Source organism: Escherichia sp. E2661, from assembly GCF_004745185.1.
GTDB lineage: Bacteria > Pseudomonadota > Gammaproteobacteria > Enterobacterales > Enterobacteriaceae > Escherichia.
On record NZ_PDIG01000004.1, the window covers coordinates 55,022 to 80,403 of the forward strand.

The 25,382-nt window shown below is 51.4% G+C and carries 17 protein-coding genes and 4 pseudogenes; 5 read left to right on the forward strand and 16 right to left on the reverse strand.

From position 1 onward, the window contains the following. The first annotated feature begins 2 nt into the window (after positions 1 to 2). From CRI63_RS02855 to cobO, 4 genes are all read left to right on the forward strand, one after another. Entirely contained in the window at positions 3 to 1,373 is a 1,371-nt protein-coding gene (locus CRI63_RS02855; RefSeq protein ID WP_130222233.1) for an acyclic terpene utilization AtuA family protein, read from the forward strand. Further along, positions 1,370 to 1,687, forward strand: coding sequence for a DUF4387 domain-containing protein (locus tag CRI63_RS02860; RefSeq protein ID WP_130214960.1), 318 nt, complete (start codon positions 1,370 to 1,372; stop codon positions 1,685 to 1,687). Before CRI63_RS02855 ends, CRI63_RS02860 begins: the two co-directional genes overlap by 4 nt. Before the next feature lie 294 nt (positions 1,688 to 1,981). Further along, positions 1,982 to 3,634 (forward strand): class I fumarate hydratase, encoded by a 1,653-nt coding sequence (locus CRI63_RS02865; protein ID WP_135518445.1) that lies wholly within the window; start codon positions 1,982 to 1,984, stop codon positions 3,632 to 3,634. 9 nt (positions 3,635 to 3,643) lie between these two features. Further along, a complete protein-coding gene (cobO, locus tag CRI63_RS02870; protein WP_135381136.1) occupies positions 3,644 to 4,246 on the forward strand; it encodes a cob(I)yrinic acid a,c-diamide adenosyltransferase in 603 nt (200 codons plus the stop codon). A gap of 33 nt (positions 4,247 to 4,279) precedes the next feature. Here cobO and CRI63_RS02875 read toward each other — a convergent pair whose 3' ends face one another. The 8 genes from CRI63_RS02875 to hutU all read right to left on the reverse strand — a co-directional run bounded on the left by CRI63_RS02875 (position 4,280) and on the right by hutU (position 13,199). Next, a complete protein-coding gene (locus CRI63_RS02875) occupies positions 4,280 to 5,185 on the reverse strand; it encodes a LysR family transcriptional regulator (RefSeq protein ID WP_130222236.1) in 906 nt (301 codons plus the stop codon). 271 nt (positions 5,186 to 5,456) lie between these two features. Next, positions 5,457 to 6,929: an aromatic amino acid ammonia-lyase gene (locus CRI63_RS02880; protein ID WP_240782708.1), complete on the reverse strand. Its 1,473-nt coding sequence runs from the start codon at positions 6,927 to 6,929 to the stop codon at positions 5,457 to 5,459. Positions 6,930 to 6,936: 7 nt separating this feature from the next. Then, the gene (locus tag CRI63_RS24185; protein ID WP_240782709.1) at positions 6,937 to 7,128 is read right to left on the reverse strand and encodes a hypothetical protein; all 192 of its coding nucleotides are present in this window, start codon (positions 7,126 to 7,128) and stop codon (positions 6,937 to 6,939) included. A gap of 50 nt (positions 7,129 to 7,178) precedes the next feature. Beyond that, a complete protein-coding gene (gene hutG / locus CRI63_RS02885) occupies positions 7,179 to 8,129 on the reverse strand; it encodes a formimidoylglutamase (protein ID WP_135518447.1) in 951 nt (316 codons plus the stop codon). Next, positions 8,129 to 9,340, reverse strand: a complete 1,212-nt coding sequence (gene hutI, locus CRI63_RS02890; RefSeq protein ID WP_135518449.1) for an imidazolonepropionase — start codon at positions 9,338 to 9,340, stop codon at positions 8,129 to 8,131. Before hutI ends, hutG begins: the two co-directional genes overlap by 1 nt. After that, on the reverse strand, positions 9,337 to 9,927 hold the full coding sequence (locus CRI63_RS02895) for a HutD family protein (protein ID WP_130222240.1): 591 nt from the start codon (positions 9,925 to 9,927) through the stop codon (positions 9,337 to 9,339). The genes hutI and CRI63_RS02895 overlap by 4 nt, the downstream gene beginning before the upstream one ends. Position 9,928: 1 nt before the next feature. Then, positions 9,929 to 11,338: a cytosine permease gene (locus CRI63_RS02900; RefSeq protein ID WP_130214974.1), complete on the reverse strand. Its 1,410-nt coding sequence runs from the start codon at positions 11,336 to 11,338 to the stop codon at positions 9,929 to 9,931. A gap of 163 nt (positions 11,339 to 11,501) precedes the next feature. Next, positions 11,502 to 13,199 carry a urocanate hydratase gene (gene hutU / locus CRI63_RS02905; protein WP_130214975.1) on the reverse strand — a complete coding sequence of 566 codons (1,698 nt, stop codon included), beginning with the start codon at positions 13,197 to 13,199 and terminating at the stop codon, positions 11,502 to 11,504. Between the two features lie 764 nt (positions 13,200 to 13,963). Here hutU and CRI63_RS02915 point away from each other — a divergent pair. Then, positions 13,964 to 15,361, forward strand: a pseudogene (locus tag CRI63_RS02915) (RtcB family protein). Positions 15,362 to 15,458: 97 nt separating this feature from the next. On the opposite strand, the gene sucD reads toward CRI63_RS02915, so the two are convergent. From sucD to sdhC, 8 genes and pseudogenes are all read right to left on the reverse strand, one after another. Then, positions 15,459 to 16,328, reverse strand: coding sequence for a succinate--CoA ligase subunit alpha (gene sucD / locus CRI63_RS02920; protein ID WP_000025458.1), 870 nt, complete (start codon positions 16,326 to 16,328; stop codon positions 15,459 to 15,461). Then, a complete protein-coding gene (sucC, locus tag CRI63_RS02925; protein ID WP_001048602.1) occupies positions 16,328 to 17,494 on the reverse strand; it encodes an ADP-forming succinate--CoA ligase subunit beta in 1,167 nt (388 codons plus the stop codon). The genes sucD and sucC overlap by 1 nt, the downstream gene beginning before the upstream one ends. Before the next feature lie 275 nt (positions 17,495 to 17,769). Then, positions 17,770 to 18,988, reverse strand: a pseudogene (odhB, locus tag CRI63_RS02930) (2-oxoglutarate dehydrogenase complex dihydrolipoyllysine-residue succinyltransferase). 14 nt (positions 18,989 to 19,002) lie between these two features. After that, a pseudogene (gene sucA, locus CRI63_RS02935) lies at positions 19,003 to 21,804 on the reverse strand (2-oxoglutarate dehydrogenase E1 component). A 266-nt stretch (positions 21,805 to 22,070) separates the two neighbouring features. Then, a complete protein-coding gene (gene sdhB / locus CRI63_RS02940; RefSeq protein WP_064528883.1) occupies positions 22,071 to 22,787 on the reverse strand; it encodes a succinate dehydrogenase iron-sulfur subunit SdhB in 717 nt (238 codons plus the stop codon). Positions 22,788 to 22,802: 15 nt separating this feature from the next. Next, positions 22,803 to 24,570, reverse strand: a pseudogene (sdhA, locus tag CRI63_RS02945) (succinate dehydrogenase flavoprotein subunit). Beyond that, the gene (sdhD, locus tag CRI63_RS02950; protein WP_130209866.1) at positions 24,570 to 24,917 is read right to left on the reverse strand and encodes a succinate dehydrogenase membrane anchor subunit; all 348 of its coding nucleotides are present in this window, start codon (positions 24,915 to 24,917) and stop codon (positions 24,570 to 24,572) included. The pseudogene sdhA and the gene sdhD overlap by 1 nt, the downstream one beginning before the upstream one ends. Beyond that, complete coding sequence (gene sdhC, locus CRI63_RS02955) at positions 24,911 to 25,315, reverse strand: succinate dehydrogenase cytochrome b556 subunit (RefSeq protein WP_165382759.1); 405 nt, start codon at positions 25,313 to 25,315, stop codon at positions 24,911 to 24,913. Before sdhC ends, sdhD begins: the two co-directional genes overlap by 7 nt. Positions 25,316 to 25,382 lie beyond the last annotated feature (67 nt).

The following is a 25,382-nucleotide window of genomic DNA, read 5'->3' on the forward strand; positions in this document are numbered from 1 at the left end:
AGATGGCTCGTTCTTTTAAAGTCTTATCACCTACTGCGATCCTCGGTTACGGCTTCCCTGAAGAGAGCTTCCGCAAAGCGATGGCGGAATCTCCCGATCTGATCGCCGTTGATGCCGGTTCTTCCGATCCTGGCCCGCACTATCTGGGGGCGGGTAAGCCCTTTACCGACCGCGCGGGAGTTAAACGCGACCTGCGTTATATGATAACCGCAGGCGTGCAAAATAATATTCCAGTGGTGATCGGGACGGCCGGTGGTTCTGGCGCTGCCCCGCATTTGGAGTGGTGTCGTCAAATTATTCACGAGATTGCGCAAGAGGAAAAACTTTCGTTTTCGATGGCGCTGATCCCGGCGGACGTTGACAAAGCCATCGTCCACCAGGCTCTGGATAACGGCAAAATCACGGCGCTGGATTTTGTCCCGCCGTTAACGCACGACGCGATTGACGAAAGTACCTACATCGTCGCGCAAATGGGCATCGAGCCCTTCCAGCGGGCGCTGAAAGAAGGCGCACAGGTGGTGCTGGGCGGCCGGGCTTATGATCCGGCCTGCTTTGCCGCGCTCCCCATCATGCAAGGCTTTGACGAAGGGCTGGCGCTGCACTGTGGGAAAATTCTCGAATGTGCAGCAATTGCCGCGACGCCAGGCTCCGGCTCTGACTGTGCGATGGGCATCATCGACGATAATGGCTTCACGCTGAAGACGTTCAATCCGCAGCGTAAATTCACCGAAACATCCGCAGCCGCGCATACGCTATATGAGAAATCGGACCCGTACTTCCTGCCGGGACCAGGTGGTGTTCTGAATCTGAAAGGCTGCACCTTCAAAGCCGTGAACGACGGTGAAGTTTATGTCAGCGGTTCTAAGCATGAAGAAACGCCATATGCCCTGAAACTGGAAGGTGCGCGGCAGGTGGGCTTCCGCTGCCTGACCATCGCAGGCACTCGCGACCCAATTATGATCGCCGGGATCGACAAAATCATTGAAGATGTCAAAGCCAGCGTAACGCGCAACCTGTCGCTGACCGATGACAGCATTCGAATGACATTCCACCTGTACGGTAAAAATGGTGTCATGGGCGACCACGAGCCCATGGAAACTGCCGGACATGAACTGGGGATCGTCCTGGATGTGGTCGCGCCGACGCAAGAAATCGCCAACAGTGTTTGTTCACTGGTGCGCTCCACTATGCTGCACTACGGTTATGAAAATCGCATCGCCACTGCGGGCAACCTGGCGTTCCCGTTCTCCCCTTCTGATATCCAGAGCGGACCCGTATACGAGTTTTCTATCTATCACCTGATTGAAGCCAACGACGCACTGCGCTTTGATTTCCATATTGAACAGGTGACGCCAGAAGGAGTTCAGGCATGAAACAGTCAATTGTCTCACTGGCGCAAGTCATTCGTTCGAAAAATGCCGGACCCTACGAACTGGTTTTAGATATTTTATTTAAAACGAAAGAAAACTATGAGCGAGTTAAATCATCAGGGCAATTAACTCCAGAGCTGATTGCGCGCTTATATCATGTTGAACCTGACTTTATTCATCGTATTGTCTGGTTTGATCCTTCTAATGCAGTAAAAATCGTCATGCCACGAGATATTATCTCCGGGAATGTGGGCGATAATGATGTTTATGGTGCGCAGCAGCACGCACCTTTATTAAGCATTCATTTTGACATTTAATAATTAATACTGTTTAGATTATCAACCCCATAAATGTACCTGCACAGATTTCTTTATGTCAGGTACATTTATCTAAACATATCAATAAAATAGCTTACGAAGCTGCCAGCATTATCACAACTGGAATAACTGGTGGCCTACGTTCCCCTAAAAATCATACAACAACCACACGTAATTAAACAAAAAATACTTAAGCTAATACCGAATGATAACGTGATATAACTCATCCAGTCTCTGCTTGAAAAAAGACCGCCTTATTATTCGGTAAAAATAACCACAATGTGAGAACACATCATGTCCAAACCATTTATCTGGCAAGAACCGTTTTTACAATATAAAGACGCAACGGAATATAAATTAATCAGCGATAAATATATTACAGTAACGGAAATAGACGGCGAAGAAGTGATAAAAGTCGCTCCGGAAGCATTAACGTTGCTTGCCCGGGAGGCATTTTATGAAGCCTCTTTTTTCTTACGTCCCGTTCACCTGCAACAAGTCGCCAGCATTCTGAACGATCCGCAGGCCAGCAGTAATGACAGATATGTGGCCTTGCAGCTACTGCGCAATGCCGAAGTCTCGGCAAAAGGGATATTACCCAACTGCCAGGACACCGGCACCGCCACCATTGTCGCCAGTAAAGGGCAACACATCTGGACCGGGGGCAATGACGCCGAAGCCTTAAGCAAAGGTATTTACACCACTTTCCAGGAAAATAATCTGCGCTTTTCACAAAATGCGCCACTGGATATGTATACCGAAGTCAATACACAAACCAATCTTCCGGCGCAGATTGATATCAGCGCCGTCCCCGGCGACGAGTACCATTTTCTGTGTGTCAATAAAGGGGGTGGCTCCGCCAATAAAGCTGCGCTTTACCAGGAAACTAAATCTCTCCTGCAACCAGAAAAACTGACTGCGTTTTTAATCGAAAAAATGAAATCGCTGGGAACTGCCGCCTGTCCGCCCTACCACATCGCCTTTGTCGTCGGGGGACTTTCTGCCGATCAGGCGTTAAAAGTCGCCAAACTAGCGTCGACAAAATACTACGATAATCTGCCCACCAGCGGAAACGAGCAGGGACAAGCCTTCCGCGATGTTGAACTGGAAAAAACCTTGCTCGACGCCAGCCAACAATTTGGTATTGGTGCTCAGTTTGGTGGCAAATATTTCGCTCATGATATTCGTGTTATTCGTCTACCGCGCCACGGCGGCTCCTGCCCGATCGCTATGGCACTCTCCTGTTCCGCCGATCGTAATATTAAAGCCAAAATTAACAAGCACGGCATCTGGCTGGAAAAACTCGAACATAATCCGGGGCAATATATTCCAGCCTCAATGCGGGAAGACAATCACACGCATAACGTACAGATTGATCTAACTCGTCCATTGCGTGAGGTAATGCAGGATCTCGCCACCTTACCGATCGGCACCCGTGTGTCGTTAAGCGGCCCCATCGTAGTGGCGCGTGATATCGCCCACGCCAAAATAAAAGAACGACTGGATAACGGCGAACCGATGCCGGATTACCTGAAACATCATATTGTCTATTACGCTGGCCCCGCGAAAACACCGGAAAATATGGCCTGTGGTTCTCTTGGGCCCACCACGGGCGGTCGAATGGACGGTTATGTCGACGCCTTCCAGGCGGCTGGCGGCAGTCTGGTGATGTTATCGAAAGGCAACCGCAGCCAGCAGGTTACCGATGCCTGTCACAAACATGGTGGCTTTAATCTGGGAAGTATCGGCGGTGCGGCGGCGTTACTGGCACAAGAATATGTCAAAAGCCTGCATTGCCTGGAATATCCGGAGTTGGGCATGGAAGCAGTGTGGATGATGGAGGTTGAAAACTTGCCCGCGTTCATTCTGGTGGATGATAAAGGCAATAATTTCTTTAGTCAGTTTGAGCAGCAGCACCGTTGCGCCAATTGCCCCGCCGGGCATTAAGGAAAGTGAATGGAAGCGCGAATTTCAACTGAACGGCATATTCAGCGCCAGCAGAAACTGAAAGAACAGGTCGACACACGCATCGCGGCGGCGACGGAGAAAAAAGGAATATTGATTGTTTTCACTGGTAACGGAAAAGGAAAATCCACCGCCGCTTTTGGTACCGTGACGCGCGCCGTAGGTCATGGCAAAACGGTTGGCGTTGCGCAGTTCATCAAGGGACAGTGGGACAACGGCGAATATAACCTTCTCCATCCACTGGGCGTTGAATTTCATATTATGGGAACAGGTTTTACTTGGGAGACACAGAATCGGCAAGCGGATATCGACGCGGCGAAAGAGGTCTGGTCTGAATGCAAGCGGATGCTGGCTGATGACCGTTACGATTTAGTGGTGCTCGATGAGCTGACCTACATGCTGGCTTACCATTATCTGGATACCGAAGAAGTGATCGCTTCGCTACAAAATCGCCCGGCGCAGCAAAACGTCATTGTCACCGGACGCGGCTGCCATAGTGAGATAGTAAAAATGGCGGATACGGTAAGCGAAATCCGCCCCGTCAAGCATGCTTTTGATAACGGTATTCAGGCACAGCCTGGTATCGACTGGTAATGACTGCGCCTGGCATCTCGCCAGGCGCAGGTTTTACATCTCCTCCGGTACGACCGATTTTGCCAGCAACCACTCACGAAAGAGTTGCAAGTGCGGATAATCAGCCTTCTCTTCCCGCCACGTCATAATAAAGCGATTGCCGGTACGAATAGGCACATCACACGGAATCACCATGTCACCGCTATCTAAATCGTGTTGAATTGCAAACCGGGGCAACAGCGCCACGCCGAGATTAGATCGCACGGCGGCAATCAGCATTGAAAGTAAATCAAAACGTGGCCCGTTATTCACCAACGGACTGATAACGCCAGACAATGCAAACCACTCTTCCCAGCCAGTAATACGGGTGCTTTGATGCAGCAGTGGTAGCTCACTTAATAGCTCTGCAACAGACAGTTTTTGGTCAGGAAGTGAAAGTAAACTGCCGCTGCATACCGGCAGGATCTCTTCCTCAAAGAGATATTCTACCTCCGACCAGGGCGCACAGAAATTTTCGCGCATAATGACGGCATCGTATTCCCGATTAAGAAAATCCCCGTTATTAGCTAATGAGTGAATATTGACAATTATATCGGGATACAATTTATTGAACTCACGTAAATTGGGGATCAACCAGTGCGTACTGAAAGTAGGATTGACAGCAAGCTCAATAACCTGAACCGTAGGTTGCCAGGTCATGATAGTATTTGTGTCACGTTCAAGCTTATTCAATGTTTCTTTAACAATGCCCAGATAATGCTTTCCGGCATCATTAAGAAATATTCTTTTTTTAGAATGCGCAAATAATGATATATGTAAAAAATCTTCCAGTGCACTAACTTGCCTGAATACTGCGCTTTGGGTTAACGCTAACTCCTCTGCCGCTCTGGTATAACTTTCATGGCGTGCGACTACCTCAAAAGTTACCAACAGTTCCGTTTTGGGTATTTTTCCTCTCATAATGCCGTCCCTTAAAAATAGTTTAAACTATCAAAAAACCATTACTTATTGCTAAGTAATGGCAACCAAAGCAGCAATAGATATTTTATAAAAATCATGATCGATATTTATAACCCAGCAAGCCCGGCGTGACAATTGTCTCAATCAGATAATAATAATCCGAAAAGCAAAAACGCCCTTCGGATTATTATGATTCAGGTTAAGTGAAGATTATTAAATTGATAGCAATCATCATATCTATGGATATTATGATAAACAATCAACAAAAATTTTATTTTTGATTTATAGCATATCCTTCTAAGAATTTTTGCGAAGCTGCAATATCTGGGGTAAAGACCCGATCCTGGTCGACAAACGGCACGACTTTTCTGTATTCGGTAAACATTGCTTTGGTGGATTTCCCTAATGCCAGTTGTGGATTGGCCTGCAACCGTAAATCGAGAGCCTGTGCGGAATGCATCAGTTCAATGCCATAAATCACGTTCAGATTATCGACAACCTGTTTCAATCTTCTGGCCGCGTGGTCATTATTGGCGCCGGTATCTTCTATACCTCCGGCAACCGGTTGAATATCGAAAGAAACAGGATTGGCGAGATCGACGTTTTCCGCATGCAGCGCGACAAACGGAATATGCAGCGAACCGAAGCCGTGACCTTTATTACCGGGTGCCGACAGGAAGCGCGTTAAACCGGTAAAGTGCTCATCTTCCAGGTGCAGCGAGCGACGCATACTGTTATGCGAAACATGTACCAGCGCCACGGTCAGACGCTGAGTGGCAAGCGCAACAGGTAACGATTCGAAGTTCGCCGTCGGGAAGATCCCGCCGCTGACTGCGCCATCTTTAACAAAATATTGCGCGACCTGACTGGAGTCCTGATACGCCTTGTCAGCATTCAGCACTGTTGCTGGGTTGTCATCGGAACTGTTGATTTGTACGGTTATGACCTCTTCAGCATCATGCAAAGCGCGTACTGATTCAGCAATGGTATATACCGTAGTTCTGAACGATAACGGATCTTGCAATGCACGTTTGTCATCTTTATGCCATAAATATGAACCGTTTAACGCATCGCGAATCTCTTTTGCAGAGTCAGCCAACTGCGGGAAAGGACGCACGGCAATTGACTGCGGCAGTACCGGTGCGACGTTACCATTCAACGCTTCCAGACTCATAGCGAAAACCACCGGGCTGACATTCAACAACTGACGTGCCGAACGAACTGCTTCGATCGCGTAGGCTGTCCCGACGCTGTTGTTCGACAAAATCGCCAGCATATCTTTACCCTGCGGCACCAGTGGCTTAAGTCCCACTTTCGCCAGCGCGTCACCACCGCTCATTTGCACGCCATTTACTCGGGCTTTCCATTCCCCCATCATCACCAGACCAACGTGCGAAGCGAGCATAATATCCGCTGCGCCGATGCTTCCCCGCGCCGGAATTAACGGTGTAACGCCGCGGTTAATAAATTCGGCATACAACTCGGCAATATAAGGCTGCGCGCCGGTTTGCCCATGCAGCATAGTATTTAAACGTAATACCATTGAAAGGCGTGCCAGATAATCCGGTAACATCGGACCAACGCCCGCAGAATGGGCGCGCAGCGCGGCAGCATTAAATTTTTTCGACGCGTCAATCACCTCAGGCGTTAAATTTCCTTTGGCATCAAATATCGGCTGGTCTTTATTTAGCCCCACACCTACGGTTAAACCATAAACGGGTGTTCCAGAATGTGCGGCGGTCATCACCAGATCATAACTTTTTTTCCATTCTGTCCAGAGCTTTCAGCGCGATTTTGACGTCGTTATCACCTAACGCAATTGACCAGGCCTGGTCAATGGAAAGATGTTCGCCATCCAGAGTAATGGTTGATTTCGCCATCGCGATGGAGCAAACGCTCCAGAGCACAACGGTGACAGTGACTCTTCGTATCAATCCTTTCATTGTGTTTCCTTATCATGATGAGTTTAACAACGGGTTACTGCGACAACGTTTTAATTTGTTCTATCTGTTTTCCCCCGCCGGACAATACTGGTCACCAGGCGAGCGGCAACTTTCGCGGTTAAATTATCGCGGTCCAGGTCCGGGTTAAGTTCGGCAATATCCGCAGCAATCAACTTCTCGCTACCGGCGATTAAATTCACAATGGCTTCAGTAATATTTAACGGCACGCCTAGCGGTGATGGCGCAGAAACACCGGGCGCCTGATAACCGGGTAAAACATCGAGACAAATCGTTAAATAAATGGCGTCACACGCCTGAATATCTGCAGAGATCGCATTAGCGACCTCATGCAAACCACGTTCAAATTGCAGAGATTCTTCCAGCCAATAACGCACACCGAGACAATCAGCGCGCTCAAATAACGCCTGAGTATTGGCAAAACGACTTATTCCCAGCACGCGATAATTAAACGGTTTGCCATGCTGCGCGTTCCACTCTTGCATCTGACGAAACGGCGTACCTGAATTGGCTTTTTCCGCCATCCGTAAATCAAAATGCGCATCAAGGTTCACAATCAGTAACCGCTGAATATCAGGACGCGACTGCATAATCCCCTGAAATGTTCCCCACGCCACTTCATGACCGCCACCCAGAACCACCGGTAAACTGCCGCGCGCAATGGCTGTAGATACGTTGGCCGCCAGACGATTTTGTGCGGATTCCAGCGCGTGGTCCTCGCTTTGTACATCGCCCATATCGAAAATAGCGCCTTCACAGTGCACTGGCATATTGCCCAACATGCTGCGCAACGCGCCCGGTCCGCCTGCTGCACCCGCTCGCCCACCATTACGTTGCACCCCGTCATCCACGGCAAAACCAATCAGCGAACAACCGCCGTGGCTTTGTTCACTAAACGGTTGCACATGCTGATGCCAGCGAGTACTGATGCCGATTTCCTGCGAGTCAACACGCCCACTCCACGGCAATAATGTTTGCTTCATTACCAACTCCTTTTTCCGCCGACAATAAGCCCCTGGCAAGGCTGATGCCCAAACCAGTAAGCCAGTTCACGTGGATGGTTAAGATCCCAGACCGCCATATCCGCCCGTAATCCCGGTGCAAGTTCACCCCGGTCAATAAGTCCAAGTGCCTTTGCCGCATTACGCATAACGCCCTGAACGGCTTCCAGCGGCGTCATGCGAAACAGCGTACAGGCCATATTGATCATCAATGGCAATGACATATTGGGAGACGTTCCGGGGTTATGGTCCGTGGAGATAGCAATCGGCACGCCCGCTGCCCGCAAAGCGGCAATCGGCGGCAGATGGGTTTCGCGCAGGAAGTAATAAGCACCGGGGAGCAGTACCGCCACCGTTCCAGCCATTTTCATGGCGGCGATCCCCGACTCGCTAAGGTATTCCAGATGATCGCAGGAGAGTGCAGAAAACGCCGCCGCCAGCGCAGCGCCTTGCTGGTCAGAAAGCTGTTCGGCATGCAGTTTTACAGGCAATCCATAGTGTTGCGCTTTACTGAAAACGCGCCGTACCTGGTCTGGGCTAAAGGCGATGTTTTCACAAAAAGCGTCAACCGCATCAATCAGCCCCTGTTCATGTAAGACGCCCATCCAGTCGCAAAGCGCCGTAATGTAATCATCACTGCGCCCAGCAAACTCTGGCGGCAAGCTGTGCGCCCCAAGAAACGTAGACTGAATACGTAATCCTGTAGATTCCTGTAAGCGGCGGATAACGCGCAAACAGCGCGCTTCATCTTCCAGCGTCAAGCCATAACCGGATTTTATTTCCAGCGTACTGACGCCTTCACGCAACCAGTTTTGTAGTCGCTGCGCCGCCAGTTCAAACAGTTGTGTTTCGCTGGCCGCCCGCGTGGCATTGACGGTAGATAAGATCCCGCCGCCCGCTTTGGCGATATCTTCATAAGCCACGCCTTGCAGCCGCATCTCAAACTCATTCGCCCGCTGGCCGCCATACACCAGATGCGTATGGCAATCCACCATACCGGGGGTCAGCAACTTACCCTGCAGGTCGTGTTCCTCTGTAATGTCAGCCGTCAGTTCGCGAGGGATCTGCGTGGCCTTGCCAAGCCAGACAATAGTGTCGCCACGGCTGATTACTGCACCATTTTCAATCACTCCCCAATCGTTAGCGGAAAGCGTCGCCAGCGTGGTATTTCGCCAGAGCGTTAATGCACTCATAAGGATTTTTCCCCTCGTAGATAATAAAGCCACCAGCCCGCCAGCTCACCGACGGAGACTTTTTTCCGTGGTACGAAACGCCAGGGCTTGCCATCAGGCGCAACCAGCCATAACAACATATTTGCCGCGACAAACACCCTTTTCTCGCCGCTTATCCACTCCCCTTCACACAGCGTGAACAGGCCCGCTTGCGCAAGTGACGGAGGAAGCCAGTCAACGGCACTTTGCACCCGCAACATCCCCGTATCGCCTTCCCGCGCCATGACATTGAGATCGCGAACTGCACCGCCCAGCAGCTGGCAATCTGGCATGGCTTCTCCGGGAAAAATTAAGGCGGGATCGTGACGTTGCAGGTTGATTATCGAATCGGCAAACGTCAGCCTCACCCCTTCCCCATCGAGAATGGCGAGGCCACGTACCACGCCAGGCCACGCCGAAAAAGGGCCGTCCTGGCTGACATTGGCCATACTGATGCGTAACAGCCAGTTTTCATCATCAGGCCAGGCATGCAGTTGTCGCGTAAAACCCCCGCCGTTGCGCCACGGTTGCAAGGGCTTATCCATTGCAGATATCAGCATTGGTTCCATTTTACGACTCGGGATAAATAGTCTGGGCAGGAACGCTGGTAGTACGTTTTGCCCACGGGTAATAAATAACGGCAGTCATTAACAAGCCGATAATCCAGGAAATATCCGCCCCGCCCATCAGTACAGAAATGGGTCCCTGATACAGTTTTTGATTCAGGAAGGGGATCTGCACCAGCACACCAATTCCGTAGCAAACCAACGCGGTTTTGTTATACGCGCCATAGCGTCCCTCCGGGGTATAAAGTGCCGGAATATCGGTTTTACCTTGTGAGATGAAGTAGTAGTCGATGAGATTGATAGCGCTCCACGGCACAAATACCGTCAACAGCAGCAGAACGAAGTTTTTGAAATTATTCAAAAAGTCTGCGCTTGCCGCCAGCGCGACGACCATCGACAACAGCACGAAGCCCACAACGTAGGCAGCACGAACACGCTGTGAAACCTGGCTGCGATTGTTAAAGGCGCTGACGGTCGCCAGAATCGACATAAAGCCGCCGTAGGCATTCAAACAGTTAACCGTCAGTTTGCCGCAAACAATCACCGTATAAATCAGAATGGCAAACGTTGGTCCGGCTAAATCGCCCATAAAACCAACCTGATCTTTCAGGAAGTTAGCACCGCAAGCAGCAACAAGAACGCCAAAAGTCATGGCACATTGCGCGCCAAGCGTGGTACCCAGAAAGGTGGCAAAGAAGATTGATTTTGCTGGTGTATCAGAGGGTAAATAGCGGGAATAATCAGAGGCGTATGGTGCAAACGTTAATTGCCATCCGGCTGAGAGTGCAATCGTTAATAAGAACACCGATAAGCTAAATGGCTTTTGACCAAATGCCGCAGCCACATCGTAGTGACCGCTAAGTTGAGTGGCCAGGTAAATAAACCCCAGAATACTTAATATCCCTGCAACACGGCCAACGACGTGAATAAGTTTATAACCGACCAATGCGATCATCGCGGTAAGCATGCCGAAAATAATAATTCCGGTCGATGCTGACTCAAAACCAAATATCCGGTTAATCGCCTGACCGGATAATACCGTACCCGTCGCGGCAAATCCGAGATACATAATAATCACCATCAGTAACGGTAGCGCCGCTCCTTTGACGCCAAAGCGGATACGACTGGAGATCATCTGTGGTAATCCCAGCTTTGCCCCCTGTGACGAGTGCAATGCCATAACCGCGCCGCCGATAATATTACCGATTAATAAACCAATAATTGCTGACATGGCTTCAGAGCCAAAAATAATCGCTAACGCGCCGTCCACCACGGCGGTAATTTGTAAGTTAGCACTTAGCCATAAAGTAAACTGGCTGGAGGGCGCGCCGTGGCGAGCGGACTCAGGAACGGCGTTAATCGTATTTGATTCTAATACTGGTTTTTTACTGCGGATAGGGCTGCTTGATTCCATGAAAAAGTCTCCTGCAAAATGAGAGGTCATTTTTTGAAACAGCAATAGAGGGTCGAGAGATATTTCTCTCGACGATGTAATGAATATTTTTGATAATTATTGTTATACAGGCGGATAACTTCCCGCCTGTATTAGCGCAAATATTAAATAACAGCGTTAATATTTAGCGAATCATCGGCAATTTCAGACCATAATTTTTGGCACATTCAATTGCCGCCTCATAACCCGCATCCGCATGACGCATAACCCCGGAAGCGCAGTCATTCACCAGCACACGCGCCAGACGTTTTTCGGCTTCTTCGCTACCATCGGCAACAATAACCATCCCGGCGTGTTGTGAATACCCCATCCCGACGCCGCCGCCATGATGCAGAGACACCCACGTTGCGCCACCTGCGGTATTGAGCAGACCATTGAGCAACGGCCAGTCAGAAACCGCGTCACTGCCATCGAGCATGCTTTCAGTTTCGCGGTTCGGGCTGGCGACAGAACCGGTATCAAGATGATCGCGACCAATCACAATCGGTGCTTTTAGTTCACCGTTGCGCACCATTTCGTTGAATGCCAGCCCCGCCAGGTGACGCTCACCAAGCCCCAGCCAGCAAATACGTGAAGGAAGCCCCTGGAAGGCGATACGCTCACGCGCCATATCCAGCCAGCGATGGGTCAGTACGTTATTGGGGAATAGTTCTTTAATTTTGGCATCGGTTTTATAGATATCTTCCGGGTCACCAGACAGCGCCACCCAACGGAACGGGCCTTTGCCTTCACAAAACATGGGACGAATGTAAGCAGGAACGAAGCCCGGGAAATCGAAGGCATTTTGCAGACCTTCGTTGAAAGCCACCTGGCGGATGTTGTTCCCATAATCGACAACCGGGATCCCCATCGCCTGGAAGTCCAGCATCCCCTGAACATGCGCCACGCAACTCTGTGCCGCTTCTTTTTGCAGTCTGGCGTGCTGTTGTGGATCTTGCTGTGCAGCACGCCATTGTTCTACGCTCCAGCCCATTGGCAGGTAACCATAGACCAGATCGTGAGCGGAGGTCTGGTCGGTCACCAGATCCGGTTTGATCGCTCCCTGATGCGCACGTTTCACCAACTCAGGAACAATTTCCGCTGCATTGCCCAGCAGCGCGATAGAAACGGCTTCTTTGCGTTCGGTGTGGTATTTAATCAGCGCCAGTGCATCATCAAGATCTTTCGCTTGTTTATCGACATAACGGGTACGCAGACGGAAGTCGATGCTACTTTGCTGGCACTCGATATTTAATGAACAAGCCCCTGCCAGAGTCGCCGCCAGCGGTTGTGCACCGCCCATACCACCGAGCCCCGCGGTCAGGATCCATTTTCCACTTAGCGAATTGTTGTAGTGCTGGCGACCTGCTTCGACAAAAGTTTCGAACGTTCCCTGCACAATGCCCTGACTACCGATGTAGATCCACGAGCCCGCGGTCATCTGGCCGTACATGAACAGACCTTTGCGATCCAGTTCATTGAAGTGATCCCAGTTGGCCCATTGCGGCACCAGGTTAGAGTTGGCAATCAGCACGCGGGGCGCGTCAGTATGAGTTTTAAACACGCCCACGGGTTTACCGGACTGTACCAACAGCGACTCATCAGGCTCGAGATTTTTGAGCGATTCGAGGATCTGGTCGAAACATTCCCAGTTACGCGCCGCGCGGCCAATGCCACCGTATACCACCAGATGCTGTGGATTTTCGGCTACGTCGGGATCAAGGTTGTTCTGCAACATCCGATAGGCAGCTTCGATCTGCCAGTTTTTGCAATGCAGTTGAGTTCCTTGTGGCGCATGGATGACGCGGCTGGTATCAATACGAGGGTCTGAAGGCTTACTCATGAATCTTCTCCTGTTACTGGATAAAATTAAATGCTGTCATCGCCCAGAAAAAATGAGCGAAGGAATACAGAAACGGTTTATATAATCCCCGTTTATAATTTCGCATTATTAATTCACTTGGTGAATTTCATTTGTTATGGGATATTCACCATGAATGTAAATTCAAAAAAAACTGCCAACGCTTTGTATGCGATTTCAATATGCTTAATTTAACTTTTGGAAAAAGTGATATTGTTGGCAAAATATTTTCTCATTTGAACATATGAATATGATGAGATTGCAAGATGTCTGTAATTTAATTATCCGGAGAAATGCGTTAATAACAACCAGACATTAGCGTAACAACAGGTAACCCGACACCATACAGCACGCATAACACAATGATATTTAAAATAAGATCTTCATTGCTCGTCATAACGATATGTTTTATTATCATTAATAATCCATTTGTTTTTATCCCACTTTGATAATTAAAAAACGGCAAGCAATGGATAGTTACCGCCGTAAGAACAGGCGTAAAAATAACTCTTAAAATATATATTCTGGGAGTTATCATCTTTCATATTTTACAATCGGGTGTCGATAATTCACCACCTTTATAACAACAACCCTCTTTGGCAATCTGTATTTTTATCTTGTATTTATCGTCATTGCTGAATACACTACACGCGTTTTCTTTCCCTTTTGCTGGCTGCTGACCGGAAAGACAAAATTACCCTCGCAATACAGGGGGTTGATTAACGTCTATATTTCAGGACAGCGTTATGCATCATCTTTCGAGGCTTGATAAAGCCTTTCTGCGCAAAGGGATCCAACTTTCCCGCGCCAACAATATTGTTTCATTATCTCGTCCATCAGGAGCCAGAGCCCACATACTGCTGCCGGACGAACTGCCGCTAGAAGAAAAAGCAGTGACACAACTTCTTGATTTTGCAGAAGTGAAGCTACCAGATCATCCAGGTTATGTACGCCAGACGTGCGCGACGCCAGATTTTCACCCCGGCAATGGCGTCCCCGTTGGCGCAGTGGTGGCCTCAACGCCGGATTTAGTCATTCCCGCCGCCATCGGCACCGATATTTCTTGTGGCATGCGACTGCTGACGACTGGATTAACACTTGAGCAAGCCGAAGCGCATAAAGACGTCATCACTCAGCGGTTAACACAAGTGCTACTGCAAAATGAGCGCGATGTTCCGTTATCCGCACGAGCGTTCACCGCGCTTTTTGATGGCGGACCGGCAAATTGTGTGTCGGCCTTGCCATCAGCGGGTCTCTGGACACGCACGAATATCCCCCGGATGATGCAAGAGATTGATCGCTGCATTGGGCTGAACGAGCATAACAGTCATTCGCGTTATGCCCCACCCGCCCTGCTGGCAACGGACCGCGCATTACTCCGCGATCCTTGTCTTGGTACGCCGGGTTCAGGTAATCATTTTATTGAACTTCAGGTGGTTGATAGCGTGGTCGATCGCCATGTGGCCTGGCAACAAGGGCTGAAAATGGGCGATATCGTGGTGATGATCCATAGCGGATCGCGAGATGTCGGCTTTTACGTCGGACGACGCTGGATGGATCGCGCCCGTGCAGCCTAGCCCGCCGGGCATAAACATCCACAAAGCGGATTATATGCTCTGGGCGGTGAGCTGGCGGAGGAATACCTGCAGGCTATGGGAATGGCGGCGCGTTACGCGTGGTTAAATCGCGTGACCATTGCGGAAATGGTTCGCGTATGTTTTGCCGATTTATTCCATCAGGATGATTCACATCTGGTGGTGGATGTGCCGCATAACATCATCCTTCGCGAGCATGAAATGAATATTCATCGCAAAGGCGCAACGCCGGCACGCGTGGGCGATCTGGCGTTAATCCCCGGATCAATGGGCGATTATTCGTGGCTTGCGGTCGGTTGCGGCAACCCGCAGTGGCTGTGGTCATGCAGTCACGGAGCAGGACGCAGCCAGCGTCGGCAGACCATGCGCTCACGCGCGACTGAAGAGTCAGCGCTGCCGTGGCAATGCGTCACATTGCGCGAAGAACGACGTCTTGAAGAAGCGCCAGCTGCTTATAAAGATATTGGTCCGGTTATCGAAGCCCAACAAGCAGCCGGATTAATTCAACATGCGGTCAGATTTCGACCGTGGTTAACGTTTAAGGCATAAAAAAGGCCATCATAAGATGGCCAACCATGTCGAAACCGACAGCCCTTCGCCATTCCTGTAGAGGGAAGCGGCGAGGGCTATTTCTTATTACAGATATTTATTTCAGAACAGTTTTCAGTGCTTCACCGATATCCGCCAGGCTGCGAACGGTTTTCACGCCTGCGGCTTCCAGAGCAGCGAATTTCTCATCCGCAGTCCCTTTACCACCGGCAATGATGGCACCCGCGTGGCCCATACGTTTGCCTTTCGGCGCAGTCACACCAGCGATGTAACCCACAACTGGCTTGGTAACGTGCTCTTTGATGTACGCAGCCGCTTCTTCTTCAGCGCTACCGCCGATCTCACCGATCATCACGATCGCTTCGGTCTGCGGATCTTTTTCGAACATTTCGAGGATGTCGATAAAGTTAGAACCAGGGATCGGGTCGCCGCCGATACCGACACAGGTCGACTGGCCGAAACCGTAATCCGTGGTCTGTTTAACCGCTTCATAGGTCAATGTACCGGAACGGGAAACGATACCCACTTTACCCGGTTTGTGAATGTGACCCGGCTGGATACCGATTTTGCATTCACCCGGAGTGATTACGCCCGGACAGTTCGGGCCGATCATACGAACGCCTGCTTCGTCCAGTTTCACTTTCACAGTCAGCATATCCAGCGTCGGGATGCCTTCAGTGATGGTGATAATCAGTTTGATGCCTGCATCGATAGCTTCCAGAATGGAGTCTTTGCAGAACGGTGCTGGTACGTAGATAACAGAAGCGGTAGCGCCAGTAGCAGCAACAGCTTCACGCACAGTGTTGAACACCGGCAGGCCGAGATGGGTAGTACCGCCTTTACCTGGAGTTACGCCGCCAACCATTTTAGTGCCATATGCAATGGCCTGTTCAGAGTGGAAAGTCCCCTGGCTACCGGTAAAGCCCTGGCAGATAACCTTGGTGTTTTTATCAATTAAAATGGACATTATTTCCCCTCCACTGCGGCAACAACCTGCTGAGCTGCATCCGTCAGACCTTTTGCTGCAATAATATTCAGGCCGCTGTCAGCCAGTTTCTTCGCGCCGAGTTCGGCGTTGTTACCTTCCAGACGTACCACGACCGGTACGTTAACACCCACTTCCGCTACCGCGCCGATGATACCGTCAGCGATCAGGTCGCAACGAACGATACCGCCGAAGATGTTAACCAGAACGGCTTTCACTTTGTCGTCAGAGAGGATGATTTTGAACGCTTCGGTTACGCGCTCTTTGGTTGCACCGCCGCCCACATCAAGGAAGTTAGCCGGTTCGCCGCCGTGCAGTTTAACGATGTCCATCGTACCCATCGCCAGACCTGCGCCGTTAACCATACAACCGATGTTACCGTCCAGCGCAACGTAGTTCAGTTCCCACTGTGCAGCCTGTGCTTCACGCGGATCTTCCTGCGACTGGTCGCGCATTTCGCGCAGATCAGGCTGGCGGAACAGTGCGTTGCCGTCAGCGCCCAGTTTGCCATCGAGGCAAATCAGATCGCCCTGTTTGGTGATGACCAGCGGGTTGATTTCGATCAGCGCCAGGTCGCGTTCCAGGAAAATGGTCGCCAGACCCATGAAGATTTTGGTGAACTGCTGAACCAGTTTACCTTCCAGACCCAGTTTGAACGCCAGCTCGCGACCCTGATACGGCATCGGGCCAGTCAGCGGATCAAGCGCAACTTTGTGGATCAGGTGCGGAGTTTCTTCCGCCACTTTTTCGATTTCCACGCCGCCTTCGGTGGAGGCCATAAAGACCACGCGACGGGAACTACGGTCTACAACGGCACCGAGATACAGCTCTTTAGCGATATCGGTCGCTGCTTCAACCAGAATCTGGTTAACCGGTTGGCCATTGGCATCTGTTTGATACGTTACCAGACGCTTGCCCAGCCAGTTTTCTGCAAAAGCACGGATGTCTTCTTTGCTGTTTACAACTTTCACACCGCCCGCTTTACCGCGGCCACCAGCGTGAACCTGACATTTCACTACCCACGGACCGGCACCGATTTTTGAAGCGGCTTCTTCTGCTTCGCGCGGAGTAGTACAGGCATAACCCACCGGTGCTGGTAAGCCATAGCGGGCAAACAGTTGTTTTGCCTGATATTCATGTAAGTTCATGTGTTCTGTCCATCCTTCAGTAATCGTTATCTTTTAAACCGTAGACCGAATATTTCGTATCACTTCCGGGCATTGTCGGTCACCCGTAGGCCTAATAAGACGCGTAAGCGTCGCATCAGGCATCGCTTGTCGGATGCGGCGCGAGCGCCTTATCCGACCTACATCGGTGATCCCCGTAGGCCTGATAAGACGCGTTAAGCGTCGCATCAGGCTTCAAATGCCGGAGAAGGCGATAATGTCTTATCCGGTCTACAGTGCAGGTGAAACTTAAACTACTACACGTCCAGCAGCAGACGCGTCGGATCTTCCAGCAACTCTTTGATCGTTACCAGGAAGCCCACGGATTCGCGACCATCGATCAGACGGTGATCGTAAGACAGCGCCAGATACATCATCGGCAGGATCTCAACCTGACCATTCACCGCCATCGGACGATCTTTGATAGCGTGCATACCCAGAATTGCGCTCTGCGGCGGGTTGATGATCGGCGTAGACATCAGGGAACCGAACACACCACCGTTGGTGATGGTGAAGTTACCACCGGTCAGATCTTCAACCGTCAGCTTGCCGTCACGGCCTTTAACTGCCAGCTCTTTGATTTTCTTCTCGATATCTGCCATGCCGAGGGTATCGACATCACGCAGAACCGGCGTCACCAGGCCGCGCGGCGTAGAAACCGCCATGCTGACGTCGAAATAGTTGTGGTAAACCACATCATCGCCGTCGATAGAAGCATTCACTTCCGGGTAACGTTTCAGGGCTTCAACCACCGCTTTCACGTAGAAGGACATAAAGCCCAGGCGGATGCCGTGACGTTTTTTCAAACGCTTCACCGTACTGCTTACGCAGATCCATAATCGGCTTCATGTTGACTTCGTTGAACGTGGTCAGCATGGCGGTGGAGTTTTTCGCTTCCAGCAGACGCTCTGCCACACGCTTACGCAGGCGAGTCATCGGGACACGTTTTTCGCTACGTGCAGCCAGAGCCGGTTGCGCCGCCGGAGCAGCCGCGGCCGGAGCAGACTCTTTCGCCGGGGCTTTCGCCAGATGTTTTTCCACATCTTCACGGGTCAGACGACCACCCACACCGGTGCCTTTAATGGCGCTGGCGTCGAGGTTGTGTTCAGCCAGCAGGCGACGGATCGCCGGGCTTAACGCATCGTTGTTTTGCTCTTCCAGAGACGCCTGCTGGCGTTGCGCCGGAGTGGACGCTTTCTCTTCAGATTTGGCGCTGGTTTCTTTACCAGCACTGTTGCCTTCACGCAGGCGACCAAGGATCTGACGAGACGTTACCGTTGTACCTTCATCTTCCAGAACCGCATCCAGAATGCCGTCTGCTGATGCCGGTACTTCCAGTACCACTTTGTCAGTTTCGATTTCTACCAGCACTTCATCACGTACGACTGCGTCGCCGGGTTTTTTATGCCAGGTTGCGACGGTGGCATCGGCTACGGATTCAGGCAGGTCAGGGACCAGAATATCTACGCTACTCATTGTGTATCCTTTATTTATTCGACGTTCAGCGCGTCATTAACCAGATCTTGTTGCTGTTTCTGGTGAACGGACATATACCCTACCGCCGGAGAGGCGGAGGCCGGGCGGCCTGCATAACGCAGAGAAGCCCCAAACGGAATCACTTCACGGAAATGATGCTGGCTGCAGTACCATGCGCCCTGGTTGAGCGGCTCTTCCTGGCACCAGACAAAATCCTTGACGTGAGCAAACTGCTGCAACACTTCCTGCATCGCTTTATGCGGGAACGGGTAGAGTTGCTCGATACGCACAATGGCGACATCGTGTTGATTGTTTTTACGACGTTGTTCCAGCAGGTCGTAATAAACCTTACCAGAACACATCACTACGCGCTTCACGCCCTTCGGATCAAGCTCGTCGATTTCACCGATGGCCGGCAGGAAGGTGCCGTTCGCCAGTTCTTCGAGGCTGGAAACCGCCAGCGGATGACGCAGCAGGGATTTCGGCGACATCACGACCAGCGGACGACGCATCCCGCGTAGCGCCTGACGACGCAGCATGTGGTAAACCTGTGCCGGGGTAGACGGTACGCACACCTGCATGTTTTGCTCAGCGCAAAGTTGCAGATAACGTTCCAGACGCGCGGAGGAGTGCTCCGGCCCCTGCCCTTCGTAACCGTGCGGCAGCAACATCACCAGACCACACATCCGCCCCCATTTCTGTTCGCCAGAGGAGATGAACTGGTCGATAACCACCTGTGCGCCGTTGGCGAAGTCACCGAACTGCGCTTCCCAGATGGTCAGGGTGCGTGGTTCTGCGGTGGCATAACCATATTCAAACGCCAGCACGGCTTCTTCAGACAGTACGGAGTCCCAGACACGGAACGCGCCCTGACCGTTATGGATATGTTGCAGCGGCGTGTAAGTGGAACCGTTAGACTGGTTATGGATCACCGCGTGGCGGTGGAAGAACGTACCGCGACCGGAGTCTTCACCAGACAGACGAACCGGAATGCCTTCATCAACCAGCGTGGCGTAAGCGAGGTTTCCGCGCCACCCCAGTCGAACAGTTTCTCACCGGCTGCCATCGCCTGGCGATCGCCATAAATCTTGGCAACGCGAGACTGCATCTCAATGGCTTCCGGCACCGTGCTGATGCGTTTAGCCAGTTCCTGCAGGCGCTTCATCTCAACTTTGTTCGGGTACTCTTCGTCCCATTCGTGGTTGAGGTACGGCGACCAGGTGAAAGAGTGCATGTTCATCGGACGCCACTCTGCCACTACGCAATCGCCAGCATCCAGCGCATCGCGGTACAGGTTAACCATCTCGGTGGCATCTTCCAGCGTCGCCACTTTTTCCTGCTCCAGCTTGTCAGCGTAGATTTTGCGCGGCGTTGGATGTTTTTTGATTTTCTGATTACATCAGCGGCTGGGTTGCGCTCGGCTCGTCGGCTTCGTTGTGGCCGTGACGGCGGTAGCACACCAGGTCGATGAAGACATCACGTTTAAAGGTGTTACGGAAATCGAGCGCCAGACGGGTCACAAAGGCAACGGCTTCCGGATCGTCCGCGTTAACGTGGAAAATCGGTGCCTGAACCATCTTACCGATATCAGTACAGTACGGCGTTGAACGGGCATCCAGCGGGTTAGAGGTGGTGAAGCCAACCTGGTTGTTGATAACGATACGTACTGTACCGCCAACTTCATAACCACGCGCTTTCGACATGTTCAGGGTTTCCTGAACTACGCCCTGTCCGGTCACTGCGGCGTCACCGTGGATGGTGATTGGCAGCACTTTGTTGCTGCTCGGCTCATCAAGTCTGTCCAGACGAGCGCGAACAGAACCGATAACGACCGGGCTTACAATCTCAAGGTGAGACGGGTTAAACGCCAGCGCCAGGTGCACCAGGCCGCCATCGGTCTGGAAGTCAGACGAGAAGCCCATATGGTATTTCACGTCGCCTGTGCCGAGGTGTTCTTTATGTTTACCGGCAAACTCGTCGAACAAGTCTTGCGGTTTTTTACCCAGCACGTTCACCAGCACGTTCAGACGACCACGGTGCGCCATCCCGAGAACCACTTCGCGGGTGCCGCTGTTGCCCGCGTGGCGGATCATCTCTTTAAGCATCGGGATTAACGCGTCACCGCCTTCCAGCGAGAAGCGTTTTGCGCCAGGGAATTTTGCACCGAGGTAACGTTCAAGACCTTCAGCGGCGGTCAGTTCGCTTAAGAAGCGTTTTTTCTCTTCGCTATTGAAAGTCGCGCGACCAGACTCGATACGCTGTTGGATCCAGCGTTTTTCTTCGGTGCTGGTAATGTGCATATACTCGGCGCCAATCGGGCCACAGTAGGTTTGCTTGAGAGCTTCCAGCAGCTCGCCGAGTTTCATGGTTTCTTTGCCGCTGGCAAATGAACCGACGTTGAAGGTCTCCTGGAAGTCTGCTTCGGTCAGATCGTGGAAAGAAGGATCCAGATCGGCCACTTTATCTTGCTGCCACAGTCCCAGCGGATCGAGATTCGCATGCTGGTGACCACGGAAGCGGTATGCGTTAATGAGCTGCAGGACTTTAACCTGCTTCACATTGGTGTCAGGGTCGGAGATCGTTGAAGAGTAACGTGAAGCGTCTTTCGCCAGGCGGCGGAAATATTCACGCGTTTGAGAGTGGAATTGATCCGGTTTGACTCCCGTACCAGGTAACTGCTGGAACGTCGAACGCCAGTTAGCGTCAACCGAGTCAGGATCGGTTAAGAAGTCTTCATAGAGCTGTTCTATCCAGCTCTGGTTTGCGCCAGAGAGGTAAGAAGAGTCCAACCAGGCTTTCAAAGCGCTGTTCTGCATCGTGATCCCTTAAGCATCTTTTTTATGCTTACTTCGCCGTGGATACTACCACGCACATTTCATATCAGATGTGCGTGCCGGGGTTCACTTGTTGCGGACTTGTCGTGTTTTCTGCGTCCGCTAAGGAACCTTTAAAAACTGTCTTAGTGTCAGGGGCAGTTTTTAAAGATTTCCTGCATTTCTTTTGTAGGCCGGATAAGGCGTTCACGCCGCATCCGGCTCTGGTTGCCTGATGCGACGCTTACGCGTCTTATCAGGCCTACGGTTTATGCATTACGCTGCAATAACATCGACTTGATATGGCCGATGGCGCGCGTCGGGTTCAGCCCTTTCGGACATACACTGACGCAGTTCATGATGCTGTGACAGCGGAATACACTGAATGCATCACTCAAACCGTCGAGGCGCTCGTCAGTCTCGGTATCACGGCTATCGATCAGGAAACGATATGCCGCTAACAAGCCTGCCGGGCCGATAAACTTATCGGGATTCCACCAGAAAGACGGACAAGAGGTTGAACAACATGCGCAGAGAATACATTCATACAGCCCGTCGAGTTTTTCGCGCTGCTCAGGCATCTGCAAATGCTCACGAGCTGGCGGATTTTGCCCATTATTCAACAGGTAAGGTTTGATTTTCTCATATTGCGCATAGAATTGTCCCATGTCTACCACCAAATCGCGGACAACCGGTAAACCAGGTAACGGGCGAATTACAATTTTCTTACCCGGCTGGTTGAGTGCCGAAATTGGGGTAATACAGGCCAGACCATTCTTACCGTTCATGTTCAGACCGTCGGAACCACATACCCCTTCACGGCAGGAGCGGCGGAACGACAGGCTGGGATCTTTCTCTTTCAACTGGATAAGCGCATCCAGTAGCATCATGTCGCGACCTTCATCCGCTTCCAGGGTGTAATCCTGCATACGCGGAGCATCATCAACATCCGGGTTATAGCGATAAATTGAAAACTCGAGTCTCATTTTCCTGTCTCCGCATTAGTAAGTACGAATCTTCGGCGGGAATGCCGGGCGCAGTTTCGGTTCCATGTTGACGCTTCGGCGCGTCATGGATTCCGACTCTGGCAGATACAGGGAGTGGCACAGCCAGTTTTCATCATCGCGATCCGGGAAGTCGAAGCGGCTATGCGCGCCACGGCTTTCGGTACGGAAGTTGGCAGAAACAGCCGTTGCATACGCCGTTTCCATCAGGTTATCCAGTTCCAGGCACTCAACGCGCTGGGTGTTGAACTCGCTGGAAGTATCATCCAGACGGGCATTTTTCAGACGCTCGCGGATCACTTTCAACTGCTCAAGACCTTTCGCCATCGCATCACCTTCACGGAAGACCGAGAAGTTATGCTGCATACATTCTTGCAGTGCTTTACGAATCGCCACCGGATCTTCACCGTTACGGTTGTTGTTCCAGCGGTTCAGACGATCGAGAGAAGCTTCAACATCAGACTCGCTGGCATCGCGCAGTGCGCCCTGCTCGGCGATAGACTCTTGCAGATGCAGGCCAGCCGCACGACCAAATACCACCAGGTCCAGCAGCGAGTTGCCCGCCCAGACGGTTTGCGCCGTGTACGGATACGCAGGCAATTTCACCTACCGCGAACAGCCCAGGGATCACCACATCTTCGCCTTTCTCGTTCACGGTCAGCGCCTGACCGGTCACTTTGGTCGGAATACCGCCCATCATGTAGTGACAGGTTGGGATTACCGGAATCGGCTCTTTCACCGGATCAACGTGAGCGAAGGTGCGGGAGAGTTCAAGGATGCCCGGCAGACGGGATTCAAGAACTTCTTTACCCAGGTGGTCGAGTTTCAGTTTTGCGTGTGGCCCCCACGGACCATCACAACCGCGACCTTCACGGATTTCGATCATGATGGAACGCGCCACCACGTCACGGCCCGCCAGGTCTTTGGCGTTCGGCGCATAACGCTCCATAAAGCGTTCGCCATGTTTGTTCAGCAGATAACCGCCTTCACCACGGCAACCTTCTGTGACCAGTACGCCCGCACCGGCAATACCGGTCGGGTGGAACTGCCACATTTCCATATCCTGCACCGGTACGCCTGCACGGATAGCCATGCCGACACCGTCGCCAGTGTTAATGTGGGCGTTAGTGGTGGACTGATAAATACGCCCTGCCCCGCCAGTCGCCAGCACGGTAGCGCGAGCTTTAAAGTAAACCACTTCACCAGTTTCGATACACAGTGCGGTACAACCAACCACCGCGCCATCGGCGTTTTTCACCAGATCCAGCGCATACCATTCGGAGAAAATAGTGGTGTGGTTTTTCAGGTTCTGCTGATAAAGCGTGTGCAGCAGTGCGTGACCAGTACGGTCAGCAGCCGCCGCAGTACGTGCCGCCTGCTCGCCGCCGAAGTTTTTCGACTGGCCGCCAAACGGACGTTGATAGATACGACCATCATCAAGGCGCGAGAACGGCAGGCCCATGTGTTCCAGCTCCAGAATCGCTTCCGGCCCGGTTTTACACATATATTCAATCGCGTCCTGGTCACCGATATAGTCCGACCCTTTTACGGTGTCGTACATATGCCATTCCCAGTTATCTTCATGGGTGTTACCCAGCGCAACGGTAATACCGCCCTGCGCAGAAACAGTATGGGAACGGGTCGGGAAGACTTTAGAGAGCAGCGCACAAGTCTGGCCGCTCTGGGAAATTTGTAGCGCCGCGCGCATACCTGCGCCTCCGGCACCAATCACAACTGCATCAAATTCTCTGACTGGCAATTTCATCACACACCCCACACCACAACGAATCCATAAATCACGTAAACCACCAGTGCAACGACAATCACCAGTTGCAGAATCAGGCGCAAGGCCAGCGGTTTAACGTAGTCGGTCAACACCTGCCACATGCCGATCCAGGCATGGATCAAAATGGAAAACAGTGCCAGCAGAGTGAAGACTTTAGTGAACGCAGAGGCAAAGAAACCAATCCAGACGTCATATGTCAGTTCGCCACTGATAGCAAAAAAACCGACCATATAAATGATGTAAAGCGTCAGGACGATAGCAGTAGCGCGAACGAGGATGAAATCATGTACGCCATTGCGTCCTAATGCGGAGGCGTTGCTTACCATACGAGGACTCCTGCAAGAATTGAAAGCACGACAGTGATGACAAAAGAGACTTTGGCAGAGCGTTTACCCGCTTCGAATGTTTCTTCCAGATAGCCAAAATCCATCATCATGTGGCGAATACCTACGACGACGTGATATGCCAGAGCGGTAAGGATGCCCCACATGATAAATTTCACGAAGAAGCTGCCCATAATGGCGGAAGCTTGCTCGAAACCTTCAGGGGAAGAGAGGCTGGTACCCAGAAGCCACAGCAGGATGCCCACTGCAACAAACGTAATCACACCGGAAACGCGATGAAGAATGGACGCTATCGCCGTGATGGGGAACCGGATGGTCTGTAGGTCCAGATTAACAGGTCTTTGTTTTTTCACATTTCTTATCATGAATAACGCCCACATGCTGTTCTTATTATTCCCTGGGGACTACGGGTACAGAGGATAACTTTCTGTTACCTGGAGACGTCGG